Annotated in this window: 8 protein-coding genes and 3 pseudogenes; 9 read left to right on the top strand and 2 right to left on the bottom strand. The window is 41.9% G+C overall.

Annotated features, from left to right (window positions below):
- Positions 1-1,172: 1,172 nt before the first annotated feature.
- The 9 genes and pseudogenes from WN50_RS36670 to WN50_RS37890 form a co-directional block, all read left to right on the top strand.
- The coding region (locus WN50_RS36670) for a response regulator (protein ID WP_152964950.1) at positions 1,173-1,886 on the top strand (714 nt) is incomplete at its 5' end.
- An 80-nt stretch (positions 1,887-1,966) separates the two neighbouring features.
- Positions 1,967-2,353, top strand: coding sequence for a response regulator transcription factor (locus tag WN50_RS28150; protein WP_046279616.1), 387 nt, complete (start codon positions 1,967-1,969; stop codon positions 2,351-2,353).
- 391 nt (positions 2,354-2,744) lie between these two features.
- Positions 2,745-3,040: pseudogene (locus tag WN50_RS37905) on the top strand (DUF4388 domain-containing protein); the annotation flags it as partial.
- A 707-nt stretch (positions 3,041-3,747) separates the two neighbouring features.
- Complete coding sequence (locus WN50_RS36665; protein WP_281062915.1) at positions 3,748-4,290, top strand: response regulator; 543 nt, start codon at positions 3,748-3,750, stop codon at positions 4,288-4,290.
- A gap of 507 nt (positions 4,291-4,797) precedes the next feature.
- Positions 4,798-5,328: a chemotaxis protein CheW gene (locus tag WN50_RS28140; protein WP_049561440.1), complete on the top strand. Its 531-nt coding sequence runs from the start codon at positions 4,798-4,800 to the stop codon at positions 5,326-5,328.
- An 82-nt stretch (positions 5,329-5,410) separates the two neighbouring features.
- The gene (locus WN50_RS28135; protein ID WP_046279618.1) at positions 5,411-9,361 is read left to right on the top strand and encodes a GAF domain-containing protein; all 3,951 of its coding nucleotides are present in this window, start codon (positions 5,411-5,413) and stop codon (positions 9,359-9,361) included.
- 83 nt (positions 9,362-9,444) lie between these two features.
- A pseudogene (locus WN50_RS37900) lies at positions 9,445-10,967 on the top strand (Hpt domain-containing protein); the annotation flags it as partial.
- 58 nt (positions 10,968-11,025) lie between these two features.
- Positions 11,026-12,170, top strand: a pseudogene (locus WN50_RS37895) (chemotaxis protein CheA); the annotation flags it as partial.
- 107 nt (positions 12,171-12,277) lie between these two features.
- Positions 12,278-12,694 (top strand): response regulator, encoded by a 417-nt coding sequence (locus tag WN50_RS37890; RefSeq protein ID WP_425354847.1) that lies wholly within the window; start codon positions 12,278-12,280, stop codon positions 12,692-12,694.
- A 926-nt stretch (positions 12,695-13,620) separates the two neighbouring features.
- Here WN50_RS37890 and WN50_RS28115 read toward each other — a convergent pair.
- A complete protein-coding gene (locus WN50_RS28115; RefSeq protein ID WP_046279621.1) occupies positions 13,621-16,197 on the bottom strand; it encodes an endonuclease MutS2 in 2,577 nt (858 codons plus the stop codon).
- A gap of 726 nt (positions 16,198-16,923) precedes the next feature.
- A partial coding sequence (locus WN50_RS36660) for a hypothetical protein (protein WP_235441158.1) occupies positions 16,924-17,115 on the bottom strand: 192 nt, incomplete at both ends.

Genomic DNA, 17,115 nt, shown 5'->3' with positions numbered 1-17,115 from the left:
ACCCTGCCAGTTGAGTTATTATAGCATTAGAAAGAGCCTTATATCCCCATACCTGAAGGTAGGGGCGTGTGCGGCAATTTTTGGTAATCTTGCATGACAAGATAAAGCTAGCCGATCAGATTATACCCTAAGTAGAAACAAACTCGCAAATATAGCGAACAGAAGTTCTCTTGCTGCTGTGGTCAAAGGAAAACCGTTATTGAAGAAGAAATATTTCTTATAAATTTACGGAAAATGCGTAGATAATTGGCGATGCTCTCCCCTCACTAAAAACTAACCTCCGTAAAATTACGGAATTTGTATATTAAGAGGATACCTAAGCGCTCTAACCGAGTGGATTTGACGGAAAACCTGCATCAAATCATCCAGCGAGTCATCCAGACGAACCGTTGAGCAAACTGGTATGTTGTCGCGTATGTGTGTGATAATAAATAATAGAGGAGCAACTGAGTTTCTGGCGGATTACTAAGTCTCCCAAGCTAAAAACATTCTGATAAAATGAGGATAGGATGTTAACTGACGAATCTACTCCCTACCAACGATTAGCACAAGAATTAGATCGCCGATGTCAGCAAATGGCAACAGGGGACTTATGCTTCTCAACCCATGAAAAAGAAGGACAATTTCACCTGTTTTATGGTCGGTTACTCTATGTTACAGGTGAGTTTCATCGGGTGCGACGCTGGCAAAGGGCAGTGGTGAAGTATTGCTCCGGTTGGAAACCTTCATCGGCACTGATTTCATTTGAGCAGAATAAACCCTGGGAATATCAGATGCTTTATGAAGGAGTAGCCCGAGAGCAAATCAGTTTAACTCAGGCTAAAGTTGTGATTCGTCAAGTCAGCTTAGAGATACTCTTTTCTCTGGCTCGTTACAGTGATCTCAGTTGCCAATGGAAATCCTATCAAGAAGAAAATACCCAACTTTCTCTCGGTTTAACGCTGTCTTTTCCTGAAGTCAAGCCGATTTTTGCCAAAGCCGATCAAATGCAACAGCAGTGGCAAGCCGCAGGTTTAAGCAGTATTAGTCCTGATTTATCTCCGGTGTCTAAAAAGAAACTGAATCCTGAAGCCCTTTCCGGCATGGCTAAATATCTCAATGGCAAGTTTACCTTATGGGATATTGCTGTCAGGACGGAAAAACCCGTCACCGCCATCACGAAAGCCTTAGTNCCGATTTTTGCCAAAGCCGATCAAATGCAACAGCAGTGGCAAGCCGCAGGTTTAAGCAGTATTAGTCCTGATTTATCTCCGGTGTCTAAAAAGAAACTGAATCCTGAAGCCCTTTCCGGCATGGCTAAATATCTCAATGGCAAGTTTACCTTATGGGATATTGCTGTCAGGACGGAAAAACCCGTCACCGCCATCACGAAAGCCTTAGTTCCTTTGATTAAAAAAGGTATTCTTCAACTGCGGCGAATTCCTGATGTCTCAGCCCCTATAAGTCCAACCCCGACTAAGACTTTACCCCCTTCAGATGCTTCATCTCAAAGCCGTAAGCAACCCTTTCTGATCACCTGTATTGATGATAGTCCTGTGATTGCTCAAAGTTTACGAAAAATCCTCGAACCTGCTGGCTATAAAGTGGTGGGAATTCTAGATCCTGTTAAAGCCTTAGCTCAAATTGCCGAACAAAAACCGGATTTAATCTTTTTAGATTTAATCATGCCTCATGCTAATGGTTACACCGTTTGTCAATTTTTGAGAAATGCACCTCTATTTGAGCATACACCTGTGATCATTCTCACCAGTCGGGATAATGTTATTGATCGCAGTCGTGCTAAACTTGTGGGTGCTTCCGATTTTTTAGTCAAACCTCCGAAGGCTCAGGAGACTCTGGAAATCGTCCAAAAATACCTTCCGAGATCTTCAAAGGTTTTAACTTGAGCAATAATACAGGATAGAATACATTGTAAATTTTGAGTGAAGTTTGAGTCAAAAGTTTAAATTATTGATGAGGTTGTGCAATGACAAGTATATTAGTAATAGAAGACAATTCGACTGAAGCAGACGTGATGATTGGTTGCTTACGTCAATCCGGTTTTGATGTTCACAATGTGACAACGGCAGAAGCCGCTAAAGCCTTGCTAGAACATAAAATTTTTGATGCGATTGTTACCGATGTCGTTTTGCCGGGACAAAGTGGATTTGGGTTGTGTCGGGAGCTAAAAAATCAGAACAAAACTGCTCATATTCCTATTATTATTTGTTCGAGTAAATCAGCTAAAATTGATAAAAACTGGGGATTAAAACAAGGGGCATCTGCCTATGTAACTAAGCCAATTAATCGCGAAGAATTGATCAGTACAGTCAGAAGTTTTACAATCCCTTCTGGACAAGCGGGACTCGCTTAGAATCACCCCGACGCTCAACTTTACTCGATCAAACCAGCTTCTTTGTTCTGAATGTAAAATCTATTTTGAAATTAAATTCCGGGAAAAAATCAGTTAGGAAGTGAGTTGTAAATGCTCACTTCTAGAGTTGATTTAACTCAAAAATATTAGTTCCTAATAGAACAATAAAAATTAATATAATTCTTAAAAAATAGATCTAAGATCAGGATAGAGACTCCTTGTTTATCTGATTTTTAAGTTTTTTTACTTAGTATTGATGATCCCGTGAAAAGACCAATTTCTGGAGAAGAAATCCATTGATCTTCTCAACGAAAGTCGCTCTGGTGTCTCAGCTTCATCTATCGGATTTCTCTAGCCTGTCAACTTGGCGTCTACCCACTGCGAACCCACCATGACAACAACCGAATACATACATCTTAAACAGCTTGATCAAAAATTACAGCAGTTGAGTCAACATCACAATAGTGGTATCCTAACTCTCAGCAGCCATACCGAAGAAGGAAAACTTTACTTCAGCCAAGGCCAATTACTCTATGCTGCAACCAATGTTCATCGAGTCAGACGGTGGTCAAGAGCCATCGAAAAATACTGCCCAAAAATAACAGTACCCTCCTCACCACCCATTGAGCATTTGTTGTGGGAATATAAGCTGTTATATCAGGGAATTCGTCGTCAGGAACTTAACCTNTCTCAGCAGCCATACCGAAGAAGGAAAACTTTACTTCAGCCAAGGCCAATTACTCTATGCTGCAACCAATGTTCATCGAGTCAGACGGTGGTCAAGAGCCATCGAAAAATACTGCCCAAAAATAACAGTACCCTCCTCACCACCCATTGAGCATTTGTTGTGGGAATATAAGCTGTTATATCAGGGAATTCGTCGTCAGGAACTTAACCTTTCTCAAGCTAAAGGCGTGATGCGACGAGTCCTGAGTGAAGTGTTATTTTCTATGACTCGCCCTATCGACTTAAACTTTCATTGGGAAGCTCATACTTCCCTAGAATCTGGTTTTTCAAAGCACCTTAGTCTTTCCTATGAGGAAGTCAAAAGTATTCTACCTCAAGTTGCCCAAATACAAAGCCAATGGCAAACGGCAAACTTAAACAACCTTGACCCCAATCTGGCTCCGGTTTTGACCAAACCCGTTAATCCGAAAGCCCTCTCGGGTTTAGTCAAATATCTGAATGGAGACTTGACGTTGTGGGATATTTCCCAGCAAATCGAAAAGCCTTTAGTCAGTGTTACTCGGGCTTTAGTTCCTTTACTTCAGAAAGGATTATTGCAGTTTAGAATGTTGCCGGATTTGCCAGCAAAAGCCGAAGAAAACCTCACAAAAACCACAAAAAATTCAACGGATTATACTGATAAATCATCTTCGACTCGCAAGCAANATTTGCCAGCAAAAGCCGAAGAAAACCTCACAAAAACCACAAAAAATTCAACGGATTATACTGATAAATCATCTTCGACTCGCAAGCAACCGTTAATCGCCTGTATTGATGATAGCCCGGTAGCGGCTCAAAGTCTCAAGCAAATTCTCGAACCAATGGGATGTCAAATTTTGAGTATCCAAAATCCGGTGAAAGGACTGGCTCAAATTGCCGAACATAAGCCCGATTTAATCTTTTTAGATTTAGTCATGCCCAATGCAAACGGATATATTGTCTGTAAGTTTTTACGCAATGCTCCGATTTTTCAGAATACCCCTGTTGTGATTCTCACCAGTCGGGATACGGTGGTTGATAGAAACTACGCTAAACTCGCAGGTGCTTCAGATTTTTTGAGTAAACCGCCGAATCCTCGTGATACGTTGCAGGTGGTTCGCAAACACTTAGCTGAAAAATTTCCCCGACTGAGAACTTACAGTCTGACTGAAGGAGCAAAAAAAGAAGTTTCGACTTCCTCCGAGCATTCTGCTAAACCGATTAGCAATTAATGGCGATGCCGAAATCCTATAAAATAGAAATTATTGTATAGCAGAGAAAGAGTTGATTAGGACACTGTTTTTCTGTCAAATCCTTTTATGATAAAGGTTTCAATTCTGTCTCCAGTCTCGGTGTCNGATTAGGACACTGTTTTTCTGTCAAATCCTTTTATGATAAAGGTTTCAATTCTGTCTCCAGTCTCGGTGTCTCCTGATTTCTGCTATAGGAGCAGTTATTCTTTTCCCGTAAAAATTAACATCTACTCAAAAAAATGCCCAGCCTCATTCAGCATCGGTAAAATGGGTGCATAACTTTTATAAAAAATAGGATTTTAAGCGGGGAATTTATCAACTTAAACGCCTCAAAAACAGACTGAAAAAAACTTTTGCAAAACTCTGAAACGTTTTTTTAAGTTTAAGCCAGTTTGCCGAAAACTTAAGTTAAAATAAGGCAAGTTAACCCATCGTAGAGTCAAAACTCTCAAATGGGAGACTTAATTCCATCACAACCCACTAAAAATGAAGGGGCAATCTGCTACTGCAACTCCGGCTCAACAGTTTTTGAGTTTTTCGCTCAACCCTAATCTGCAAGCCTTACTGTCGGCTCAACAATTAGCAGAAATTGTTCGACTCGATCCAGCCACAATTATCACGATTCCGCAGATGCCAGAGGCGGTGATTGGAGTCTGTCCTTGGCAGGGGGAAGTCCTGTGGTTAGTTGATCTGGCTTATCTACTCGGCTTGGAACCCCTGATAAAATCTGCTAATATTCAGTCGAATTGTAGTATTCTCAAAATCAGAAGTCAACAAGGTAATCTAGGTTTATTGGTCGCTCAAATCGGACAATTAGTAAGCTGTGAACCGAGCAGCATTCAACCTGCTGATCTGAGTTTAAATCAACTCAAACGCCTTGCAAATTCCCTGAATATAGAGGAATCAGCAGCAGCTATTCCACACCTCTGTATTCAAGGCAGTTGGACCCATCCTGATGGTAGCATCTTGCCGATTATTAATATTGAAGCCCTGATTCAATATTTAGTGCAGGATTAACCGATAAATCCGACAAGTTAGTTTTAAAAAATTAATCATTTTTTCTCCAAAATTATCCACCCTTAAGACTCCCACCAGACTAATGACTAAAACTCCTTATCGCCCTTCCAACTCAAGCGAAAATCGCAATTCAAATCCCAATCTGCGCGCCGCTTCTCTGCCTCAAAGTTCCGCACTTTCTGCCGAAAAACAAACCGAAAACTCCAACTTAATCCCCTCAGAATCAGTTGTGGAAGTTGAAGCCGAAGTGCAGCCGATGAATTCCGCCGCCGCCCAATCTTTGGGACTGAAAGCCAAAACCACAATCCTGGCTAAAGAATTAAGCGTATTACGTTCCAATATTGATCGACGGGTTAACCAACTGCAAGCGCTCATCGAAAAAGAAGGGGCCGCCGCCGAACGAGCCCAACTGATTAACCAAATCACCTCGCGAATGCGGGAATCTCTCAACATAGAAGACATCTTCAAAACCGTTGTTGAAGACGCCCGCACCGCCCTGCAAAGCGATCGCGTAGTGGTTTATCAGTTTGATGAAAACTGGAAAGGCACCGTGATCGCCGAATCCGTAGACGTAGACTGGCCGATCGCCCTGGGGGCGCAAATTGCCGATCCCTGTTTTGCCGAGCGCTACGTGGAATTTTACCAAAAAGGCAGAGTCAAAGCCACCGCCAACATTTACGAAGCCGGACTCACCGACTGTCATCTCCGCCAACTCGAACCTTTCGCCGTCCAAGCCAACCTCGTCGCCCCGATTCTCGCCAAAACCACCGAAAACCCCACAGGTCATCTCTATGGCTTACTGATCGCCCATCAATGTAGCGAACCTCGCCTGTGGATGGAACCGGAAGTCGAATTTATGCGACAACTGGCGATTCAACTGGGTTACGCCATTGACCAAGCCTTGTTGTTGCAAAAACAACGAGAAGCCACCCGCATGGCCCAACGCCTCAACCAAATTAACGCCGGACTGCGGAAATCTCTCAACGTTGAAGATATTCTCACCGCCGCCGTCGAAGAAACCCGAGAGGCGCTAAAAAGCGATCGTGTGGTTGTCTATGAATTTGATGCCAACTGGAAAGGAACCGTGATCGCCGAATCCGTTGATAATAAATGGCCGATCGCTCTCGGTGCCAAAATCGCCGATCCCTGTTTTGCTGAACGTTATGTGCAGCCCTACCTACGAGGACGAGTCAAAGCCACCGAAAACATCCATAAAGCAGGTTTAACCGAATGCTATCTCGGTCAACTGGAACGTTTCGCCGTTCAAGCGAATTTAGTCGCTCCCCTGCTCGTCAATAATAAACTCATGGGGCTATTGATCACTCACCAATGTTCCGAGCCGAGAGTCTGGACAGAATTAGAAATTGACTTAATGCGAAACGTTGCCGTACAGGTGGGCTACGCCCTCGATCAAGCCTATCTCCTGCAAGAACAACTTGCCGCCGCCCAGAAAGCCAAACTCCTGAACGAGATTACCGCCCGACTTCGGAATACACCCAACAGAGAAGAAGTTTTCGATACGATTGTTGAAGAAGCTCGAGGTGCGTTAAAAGCAGATCGGGCAATTATTTATCAATTTGATGAAGATTGGATCGGTACCGTTGTTGCGGAATCTGTAGACAAACGTTGGCCGGGTACAATGGGTCAAAAAATCGCTGATCCTTGCTTTGCAGGGGAGTATGTCAAGCCCTATTTACGAGGGCGGATTAGTTCAATGTCAAATATCTATGAATCTGGGTTAACAGATTGCTATATTAAACTCTTGGAACCCTTCGGCGTTAAAGCCAATATTGTCGCCCCAATTATTGCAGAAACTCGTTTACACGGACTACTCATTGTCCATCAATGTTCGGGGCCGAGAAAATGGGGAGAATCCGATATTAACTTCGTTAAACAACTCGCTACTCAACTGAGTTTAGCACTCGATCAGGTGCTGTTGCTGCAACAACAACAACAAGCCGCAGAACAAGCCCGTCGCCTCAATCAAATTAGTTCCCATATTCGGGAATCTCTCAACCCCAAAGATATTTTTAATACCACCGTTGAAGATACTCAAGAAGCGTTAAAAAGCGATCGCGTGGTTGTTTATCAGTTTGATGCCAATTGGGTGGGGACTGTGGTGGCAGAATCGGTTTCTGTGGGTTTTCCTGAAGCATTAGGGGCAAAAATTAACGATCCTTGCTTTGCTCAAAACTACGTTAAACCCTATCTCAAAGGGCGGGTACAAGCCACAGAAAATATCTATGAAGCCGGGTTAACTGAATGTCATATTGGGCAGCTTGAACCCTTTGGTGTGAAGGCAAATTTAGTCGCACCAATTGTCAGTAACCAAAAATTACACGGGTTACTCATTGCTCATCAATGTTCGGGTGCGCGCAAGTGGAAATCGACTGAAATTGACTTCTTTCGACAGATTGCCATTCAAGTCGGTTATGCTTTAGATCAAGCCTTTCTCCTCGAACAACAACGGGCGGCGACGCAACAAGCTCGGAAATTGAGTGAGATTAGTTCTCGAATTCGTCAATCTCTCAATCTGGATCAAATTTTTCGCACAAGCGTTGAAGAATCGTTATCTTTGATGCAAGCGGATCGAGTTGTAGTGTATCGCTTTGATGAAAAGTGGCATGGAGAAATTGCTTATGAGTCTGTTAAACCCGGTTGGTTAAAAATCATCGAAATGGAAACAGATGTTCCTTGTTTTCCGGCTGAATATGTTGAACCCTACCGCAAAGGTAGAATACAAGTCACTGAAGATATTGCGATCGCCGAATTGAGTCCTTGTCACAAAGAACAACTGCAAAAATGGCAAGTCAAAGCTAATGTGGTGGTGCCGATTTTAGTCGAGCAAAAACTCTATGGTTTGTTGGGGGCGCATCAATGTTTTAGTAAGCGCCAATGGACTGCATCGGAAGTGGAAGTCTTTAAACAAGTGGCGCTGCAAGTTGGTTATGCCCTAGAACAAGCCCAACTGCTAGAAGAGATCCAACAAGCCCGTCAATCTGCCGAAAAAGCCTCCTATGAACAGCAGAAACAGAACGAAATGTTGCAACACCAAATCGAAGACTTTTTAGGGGATATTGAAGAGTCATTTAATGGAGATTTGACGGTACGGGCGCGAGTCAGTGAAGGGGTGATGGGAACAGTGGCAGACTTTTTTAATGCCACGATTGAGAACTTACAACGGTTAGTATTACAAGTACAATCTGCCGCGACTGTGGTGGCGCAAACGGCACAAGGAAGCGAAAAAGATATCAAACAATTATCCAATGAAGCTTTGCGACAAGCAGAAACAATAGCAGATGCGTTGACTCAAATTCAAGTCATGGCAAATTCCATTCAAGCCGTCGCCCAAAACGCCCAATCCGCAGAAATGAAAGTGCAACAAGCCAGTCAAATTCTGCAAACTTCTGATCAAGCGATGAACCGCACGGTTGAGGGAATTATGGTGATTCAAAAAACCGTTCACGCCACCGCCCGTAAGGTTAAAAATTTGGGTGAAGCCTCTAAGAAAATTTCTCGAGTTGTTAGTTTAATTGGCGAATTTGCCAACCAAACCAATGTTTTGGCGTTGAATGCCTCAGTTGAAGCAACACGCGCTAGTCAAGATGATCAAGGATTTGCAACCGTTGCAACCGAAGTGCGAACTTTAGCCGAACAATCTGCGAGTGCATCGGCAGAAATTGAACAAATTGTTGAGGAAATTCAAGCGGAAACTAATGAAGTGATTCGGGCGATGCAAGTGGGGATGAAACGGGTATTATTGGGGACGAATTTAGTCAAAGATACTCGTCAAACGTTAACAGATTTAGTTGAGGTGAGTCGTTCAATTCGCGAGTTAGTTGAACAAATTGCGGGTTCCGCAACGGCTCAGGCGGAAACTTCGGGTCAGTTGTCGGGTACAATGCAGGAAGTCGCAGCCATTGCCCGATCTACCTCTGAACAATCTCTGACGGTTGCAGATTCTTTTACGCAACTTTTGGGTGTGGCGGGTGAACTCCAAAAAGGTGTTGCTCAGTTTACCGTTAATGAATAGCTGGGGCGGATTTTCGGGTGGGTTGAGTTAACCCACCTGCCTAAAGAATTATCACACATTATCATTGTATTTCCCCTCAAACCATGATTGATACTAACGACCAAGCCTATGAGTTTTTTGTGCAAGAATCTTTGGAACTTCTGCACATTTTAGAACAAGGGTTAATGACGCTAACGCAAGAACATGAAATGCCCAAACTTCACGCCCTGATGCGGGCGGCGCATTCGATCAAAGGCGGGGCGGCTTGTGTGGGGTTGATGGGTGTTCAAGATATTGCTCATAATTTAGAAAATGCGATTCGAGCGTTGTATGCAGAGGATACGGTTTTTGATTTAGAATTAGAGGAGTTATTGCTACAAGCTTTTGACTGTTTGCGATCGCCAATTATCGAACAAATTGAAAAGGGAAAATGTCAGCAAGAGGCGGCGGAAAAGCGTTCTCAGTCGATTTTTAAACAACTGGAAATCAAACTCGGACATCCTTTAGATGAAGCCGCAGAACTTCCCGAAGTGGCGATGGAAACGGATATGACGGTGTTTCTATTTAATGAAGAGGTGCCGTCTGGGTTGCGACGTTGGGAACAGGTGTTAATTCATCCTCAAAAGTATAATCTCTCTGAAGAGTTGAAAAACCAAGCGGAAGTCTTTGCAACCCTCGGAAAAATGTTGAGTTTGCCTGGATTTACGATGATTGCAGAAGCGACAATTAAAGCGATTCAAGTGAATCCAAAATTGAGTATAAAAGTGGGTCAAGTGGCATTGGCTGACTTTTGGAAGGCTCAAAAAGCAGTGTTATCTGGCGATCGCGATCAAGGGGGAAAACCGAGTGAAATTTTATTAAAACTCACAAAACCGCAAACCCAAAATCAGACTAAAAATCACTCAAAACCCCCGAGGGAATCTTCCTCTCCATCTCCTGAAAAAATTCAACAAGAGACCCTAGAAAAGCAGTCTTTATCGAAAACAAAATCGGTTGTTGATCAATCGGAAAAGTTGCAAAATTTATCTCATACAACCTCTGAAAAAACTCAATCCTTAGCAATAACAGAATCGGTTGTTGATCAATCGGAAAACTCGGCGTCTTCTGCTGCTGTTTCTACTCACTCAGTCGAAAATAATCAACTGACATTAGGCGTTAGAGTTGATCTGAATCGTTTAGAACAGATTAATAATTTAGTCGGTGAATTAGCGACTCAAGATAATAGCTTTTTATTACAGACTCAGAAGGTTAAATCTTCGTTAGAAATTTTAAGTAAAAGTTGGAATCAATTTCATAAATATTTAAGTAGATTACAAGAAGTAACCGAGTTTAATACCTCTCAAAATAATTTTAACCTAGAAGAATGGGAAGAAGCAGGCTTATTACAAAAAGATTTGCAAAAAACCTTAGATGAAATGGAGAAAGCTGAACGAGTTTTATATGAAATGAAACTCCTCAACCTTCAAAGTCATCAGATTGTTAAAAAACGCCAGCAAACGCTACAACAAGTTCAAAAGAATCTCACAGAAACTAGAATGATTTCTGTAGAATCCTTATTTAATCGATTTCCTCGCATGGTGCGAGATTTATCAATTCGCAAACAAAAAAAGGTTCTACTCAACATCAGNGTTAAAAAACGCCAGCAAACGCTACAACAAGTTCAAAAGAATCTCACAGAAACTAGAATGATTTCTGTAGAATCCTTATTTAATCGATTTCCTCGCATGGTGCGAGATTTATCAATTCGCAAACAAAAAAAGGTTCTACTCAACATCAGTGGTCAGAAGACATTAGTCGATAAAGCCGTCTTAGAAAAACTCTACGATCCGCTCGTACATCTGATTAGAAACGCCTTCGATCATGGAATTGAACCGCCAGAAATTCGCCAAAAAAAAGGCAAGCCCTCGGAGGGAAAAATAGAGATCAAAGCCTATAATCAAGGCAACTATATTTATCTAGAAGTTCAAGATAATGGTCGAGGAATTAATCTCGAAAGAATCCGTCAAAAAGCAGTTGAAAAGAAAATTGTTTCTCAAAAAGATGCCCAATATCTCACCAAAAATCAGCTTTATGATTTGCTATTTTTGCCCGACTTTTCAACAAAAGATCAAGTCAGTGACTTATCGGGGCGAGGAGTTGGACTCGAAGCCGTTCGTCATCAAGTAGAAGCCCTCAAAGGTAATATTACCATTCAATCCGAACTGAATGAAGGGACTAAATTTACTCTGCGTTTACCTTGGTCACTCACCATTACTAAACTTTTAGTCTTTCGGATCGGCGGAAATTTATTTGCAATTGCGATGGATACTGTGGGTGCAATTGTGTCTGCTTCTCAGGAAGAAATCGAATCTCACGAAGACGGACAAATGTATAACTGGTTAGGACAAAAAGTTCCTTTAGTTCAGTCCATGTTGTTAGATTATCGCTATCCCATAACGACTAAAACCGATGAACCATCAAACCTTTCAGCTTGGGAACCCAACCGAACCCCACAGTTTTCGGGAAAAGTGATGGTTTTGTTGCTATCAGAAGGATTAGAAACTATTGGGTTAAAAATTGATCAAATTTTAATGGAACAAAACCTGACAATCAAACCCTTCGGTAAAGCCTTAAAAGCACCGCCCTACTTCTATGGTTGTACAATATTAGGCGATGGTCGTTTGGTTCCGGTTGTTGATAGTCCAGTGTTGTTAGAAAAATGGTTACAACAGCAAGCAAGCGCCGAGCAAGTGATGCTAATTCCTAATGATATGAAGCCCCTATCTCAAGAACAAGCAACAGTTTTAGTGATTGATGATTCGCTCACCACTCGTCAATCTTTATGTGCGACNCTTCTATGGTTGTACAATATTAGGCGATGGTCGTTTGGTTCCGGTTGTTGATAGTCCAGTGTTGTTAGAAAAATGGTTACAACAGCAAGCAAGCGCCGAGCAAGTGATGCTAATTCCTAATGATATGAAGCCCCTATCTCAAGAACAAGCAACAGTTTTAGTGATTGATGATTCGCTCACCACTCGTCAATCTTTATGTGCGACGTTGCAGCAAGAAGGATATACGGTAATTCCCGCCCAACACGGGAAAGAAGGACTGGCTAAAATCCAACAACACCCGGAAGTGCAGTTGGTGATTTGTGACTTAGAAATGCCTGAGATGAATGGCTTAGAATTCCTCAGTCATTGTCGTCGTCAGTTTTCCCGAGAAAAACTCCCTGTGGTGATGCTAACTTCACGTCAAAGCGATCGCTATCGTCAACTCGCTAAACAGTTGGGGTCAAATGATTATTTCATAAAACCCATGATCAAGCAGGAATTAATTAAGATGCTACAAGATCAGCTTCTCTCGGAAGTTTTATAGCAAGCAATAAGATTGATCTTTTCTCTCCAATGGCAAAGTCTGCCTTTTTTTGAGTTTGGGTTGAGTTTTTCATCCTTTAGTCAGACGACAGCCTGGGTTGGCGATCGCTACACTCAAGCTATAACAACNCTACAAGATCAGCTTCTCTCGGAAGTTTTATAGCAAGCAATAAGATTGATCTTTTCTCTCCAATGGCAAAGTCTGCCTTTTTTTGAGTTTGGGTTGAGTTTTTCATCCTTTAGTCAGACGACAGCCTGGGTTGGCGATCGCTACACTCAAGCTATAACAACTGTAGGAAAAGTACAGATGATTTGAATGCCGAAACTATCTATCCCCTGTTGGATGAATCTTTCGATTCAAACTCATCATTATTAAACCAAACAAATTGTCAAACCAGGAGAACAGACCCATGCAAGAAAGAGTAGAATGCCCTAAGTGTGGCAAAGGGACAATTGTTCAGCAACATCCTGATGTTTTTCGGTGTCTCAACTGCGACTTTAAACGTGACTTTTCTAGATCTCAAGACCGTGATAAAAACACAGGCTACTTCAAAACTCCCAATTATTCACGCAACGAGGTTTATACCAGCTCTACTGGNGAACAGACCCATGCAAGAAAGAGTAGAATGCCCTAAGTGTGGCAAAGGGACAATTGTTCAGCAACATCCTGATGTTTTTCGGTGTCTCAACTGCGACTTTAAACGTGACTTTTCTAGATCTCAAGACCGTGATAAAAACACAGGCTACTTCAAAACTCCCAATTATTCACGCAACGAGGTTTATACCAGCTCTACTGGCGCAGGATACACTCAAGCTAAGGTGACAAAAGATGACACAGACGGAGGTTTTATGGGCTTTCTCCTGTTGATCTTGACGATTACCCTATTTGCCTTATAAACCCTGCGAAAAGTAGCAGGGAAAATATGATCATTTCAGATAAGCTACAGTCACCCCTGCACCGCCCTCTGCTTCAGTTGCCAATTCAAAGCGATCAATTAAAGGATTGTTTGTCAAAAACTCCTGAACCCCTCTTCTGAGTTGTCCTGTGCCTTTTCCATGAATAATCCAAATCGCTCCAAAATCAACCATGTGACCTAACATTTGATCAATCTCAATTTCGGCTTCTGAGACTCGTTTCCCTCGTAAGTCCAGCGTATTTTTAGAAGTCCGAACCATTGCTTTTTGAGGCAGTGCAGCCGCCTGTTCTGAGGTCGAACTTTTATGACTGTCTGAACTTTTACTTTTTGTTGGAATCTCAGGTTTTTGACCATCAAGAGATTCAATTTCCGCTAAACTTACGCTCATTTTCATTATACCAAAACGAACGGTAAGCTGACCATTTTCATCGGGTTCATTGAGAACTTCTGCGGTTTGACCAATACTTGGAATCCGAATGCGATCGCCAACTTTTGGCTGAAATTTCGGTTTTTCTGGGGGTTTTTGTTGGCGAGAAGGAAGACGTTGTTGGGCAATTTGAGCTAAAGCTTCTGTTGCTTTTTGAGCGTCTTGGGCTTTGGGTTGACCTTGTTGTAAACGGCGAATCACTTGAGCAATTTCACTTTTTGCCTGAACTAATGCGTCTTGAATCGCCTTTTCTTGAGCTTGTTTTAACTCCAGTTCTCGTTCTTTTAAAGCGGCGGCTTTTCGAGAAAGTTCTTGATGCAAACGTTCGGTTTCTTTGAGTAATTTACTCGCAGCTTCGGCTTTGGTTTCCTGCTGTTTTCGTTGGGCTTCTAAACCTGCAATCACATCATTAACATCTTGAGAAGCACCGCCTAAATAAGAAGCAGCCGTTTCCAAAATCTCTAATTTTAACCCCAACCGTTTGGCAATGGTTAACGCATTAGAACGTCCAGGAATTCCCCACAATAAACGGTAAGTCGGTTGTAGCGTTTTCTCATCAAATTCGACGCTCGCATTCTCAAAACGTTCATCTTGATATTTTAATGCTTTTAATTCCCCAAAGTGCGTTGTTGCTATCGTTAATAAAGCGGAATCCGCGAGATATTGTAACAGTGATGTTGCTAACGCACTGCCTTCGGTGGGGTCAGTTCCCGCCCCAATTTCATCGAGTAAAATCAGAGAATTAGAGATCGGATTGTTGGGTTTTATGGGTTCAAATTCATCTATATTTTCAGTTTCTTCTCGGATTTTAACAGCTTCAAATTCATCTTGATTTTCAGACACCAAGCCTTGCATTTCTACCGGAGCAATTCCTTCTAAAATCCGACTAATCCGACGAATATGACCGGAAAACGTCGAAAGACTTTGTTCAATCGATTGTTCATCTCCAATATCAGCTAAAACTAAATCAAACCAAGGCAATTCTACAGGTTCTCGGGCGGGAATAAATAACCCCACTTTTGCCATGATCGCCGCCATGCCAATGGTTTTTAACGTTACCGTTTTTCCGCCTGTATTCGGCCCCGTAATTGCCACCACCCGAATCGTCGGTTTAATCGTTACATCAATCGGAATAACGGCTGTTCCTTGTTCATGTTGCTGCTGCCAAACTAACAACGGATGGCGTAATTGTCGCAATGTTACCGGATTTTGAAACGTTGTGTTTGCCGTTTCTGAAGGCAAAATTAATTCGGTTTTTTCATCTTCAACTTTGAGATTGGTAAACGTGGGCGGATTCGCTTCTAACCACAAACTATAACGCGCTCTGGCGACGGCTAAATCAATCGTTGTCACAATCACTAACAGTCGTTCTAAATCCGGTTGAACTTCCGCAACTTGTTCACTCAAAACCCGCCGAACCACTTCTTCTTCCGCTTGTTCGCGTCGTTGTAATTGTCGCAGTTGATTATTCAGTTCAATGGTTGATTTCGGTTCAATATAAAGCGTTCCTCCTTTGGCTGAAGTATCGTGAACAATACCGGGAACTTGAGCTTTTTGGGGGGCTTTTACCGGAATCACAAAGCGATCGCCCCTTTGCGTAATCAACTGTTCTTGAATCGCTCCGGCTTGGCGTTGTAAAATACTTTGTAGGATTTGATAAATGCGATCGCGTGTACTTTTGAGTTGGCTGCGAATTTCAGTTAATTTGGGATTAGCGCGATCAGTAACGTCCCCACGATCATCAATACATCGATGAATTTCTTGTTCTAATTCCGGGTAAGTTCGCAACTCAGACACCAATTCCGCCAACACCGGAACCTCTTCTTGGTGAGCATCAACTTGGCGTCTAAGCTGTCGCGCCCCCGCTAAAGTGCTTGCAATATTTAGAAGTTCTTCCCCAGAAAGAATTCCCTGACGTTCAACTCGTTCGAGGGCGTCGCCAATATCTTGAATTCCCTGGAGTGAGAGTCCACTGGCTAACCGCAATTCCAGTTCATAGGCTTCTTTCGTTTGCGCCAACAACTCCAATGTTTCCGAGGGAGTTTGGGGAATCTGCAAATTACGTGTCACTACCGCCCCTAGCTTCGTTGTCGCAAAGGTGGCGAGGTGATGACACAAACGCTGCCATTCCAGTAGTTCTAAGGTTTCTGCTTGAATCAACGCCGCTAACTGTCCCTATGTAATGTCCTGTACTACATTCTAATATATTTTTGCCGATTCTTTCATCTGTCGAGGTTCGGGTTTTTACCCAAGTTCAAAAAAGCGATCGCCAAATCCTTCAGATTTCTTTCTCCCGAGAGATGTCAGATGTTGTAACAAGAATAGATTTTTAATCTTCTTTTTTGTAGAGATCATTCATTTTTTGTATTATTTCATAAAACTTCTGACGCACATGATCGGGTTGAATAATTACACAATCTTCTTTATATCTTAAAATATCTTGAAAAAACCAAAATGTATTTGTAATGGGTTGAATAACTTGTACTTGACGAGCTGATAACTGGTTTATAGACTTGTACTTATTCTGATTAGTGTCTTTTATTTCTAAGGCTTTTGATATCAGTCCTTTTGTAAAAATCATTTCAATACAAATTGAATCCAATCCAGAAGATTTCCATTTTTTATCTTCAGCAGGAACAATAGTAAAATTCGATATTTTTTTAAGATTAAATGTTCTGTTGTGCTGTAAATCTTCAATATCTTGACTTCCCTCTACTTCTTCACACCAACAATCTAGATATATTCGTTGCCTATTATGAGTAGCAATTTCAGCATAAAGAATAGTAAAGGATTCAGTGTTATTTTTGCTATCAGTATAGGTGAAGTAGAAAGGTTGTTGTTTTATCAGGTGTTCTTGAACACCTGATAAAACAACAACCTTTCTANATATATTCGTTGCCTATTATGAGTAGCAATTTCAGCATAAAGAATAGTAAAGGATTCAGTGTTATTTTTGCTATCAGTATAGGTGAAGTAGAAAGGTTGTTGTTTTATCAGGTGTTCTTGAACTTTTTTTATATTATTTATTATGGGGATGTCTAAATATTCTTTGATCTCATTTTCAAGAGCATTATTATA

The organism is Limnoraphis robusta CS-951, assembly GCF_000972705.2.
The sequence above is the reverse complement of the archived record's forward strand: the minus strand, read 5'-3'. Positions and strand labels throughout refer to the sequence as shown.

Excerpts from the sequence above, each read along its gene's own strand:
- WN50_RS28150 (WP_046279616.1), top strand. The coding sequence starts at position 1,967 with ATGACAAGTATATTAGTAATAGAAGACAATTCGACTGAAGCAGACGTG.
- WN50_RS28140 (WP_049561440.1), top strand. The coding sequence starts at position 4,798 with ATGAAGGGGCAATCTGCTACTGCAACTCCGGCTCAACAGTTTTTGAGT.
- WN50_RS28135 (WP_046279618.1), top strand. The coding sequence starts at position 5,411 with ATGACTAAAACTCCTTATCGCCCTTCCAACTCAAGCGAAAATCGCAAT.
- WN50_RS37890 (WP_425354847.1), top strand. The coding sequence starts at position 12,278 with ATGCTAATTCCTAATGATATGAAGCCCCTATCTCAAGAACAAGCAACA.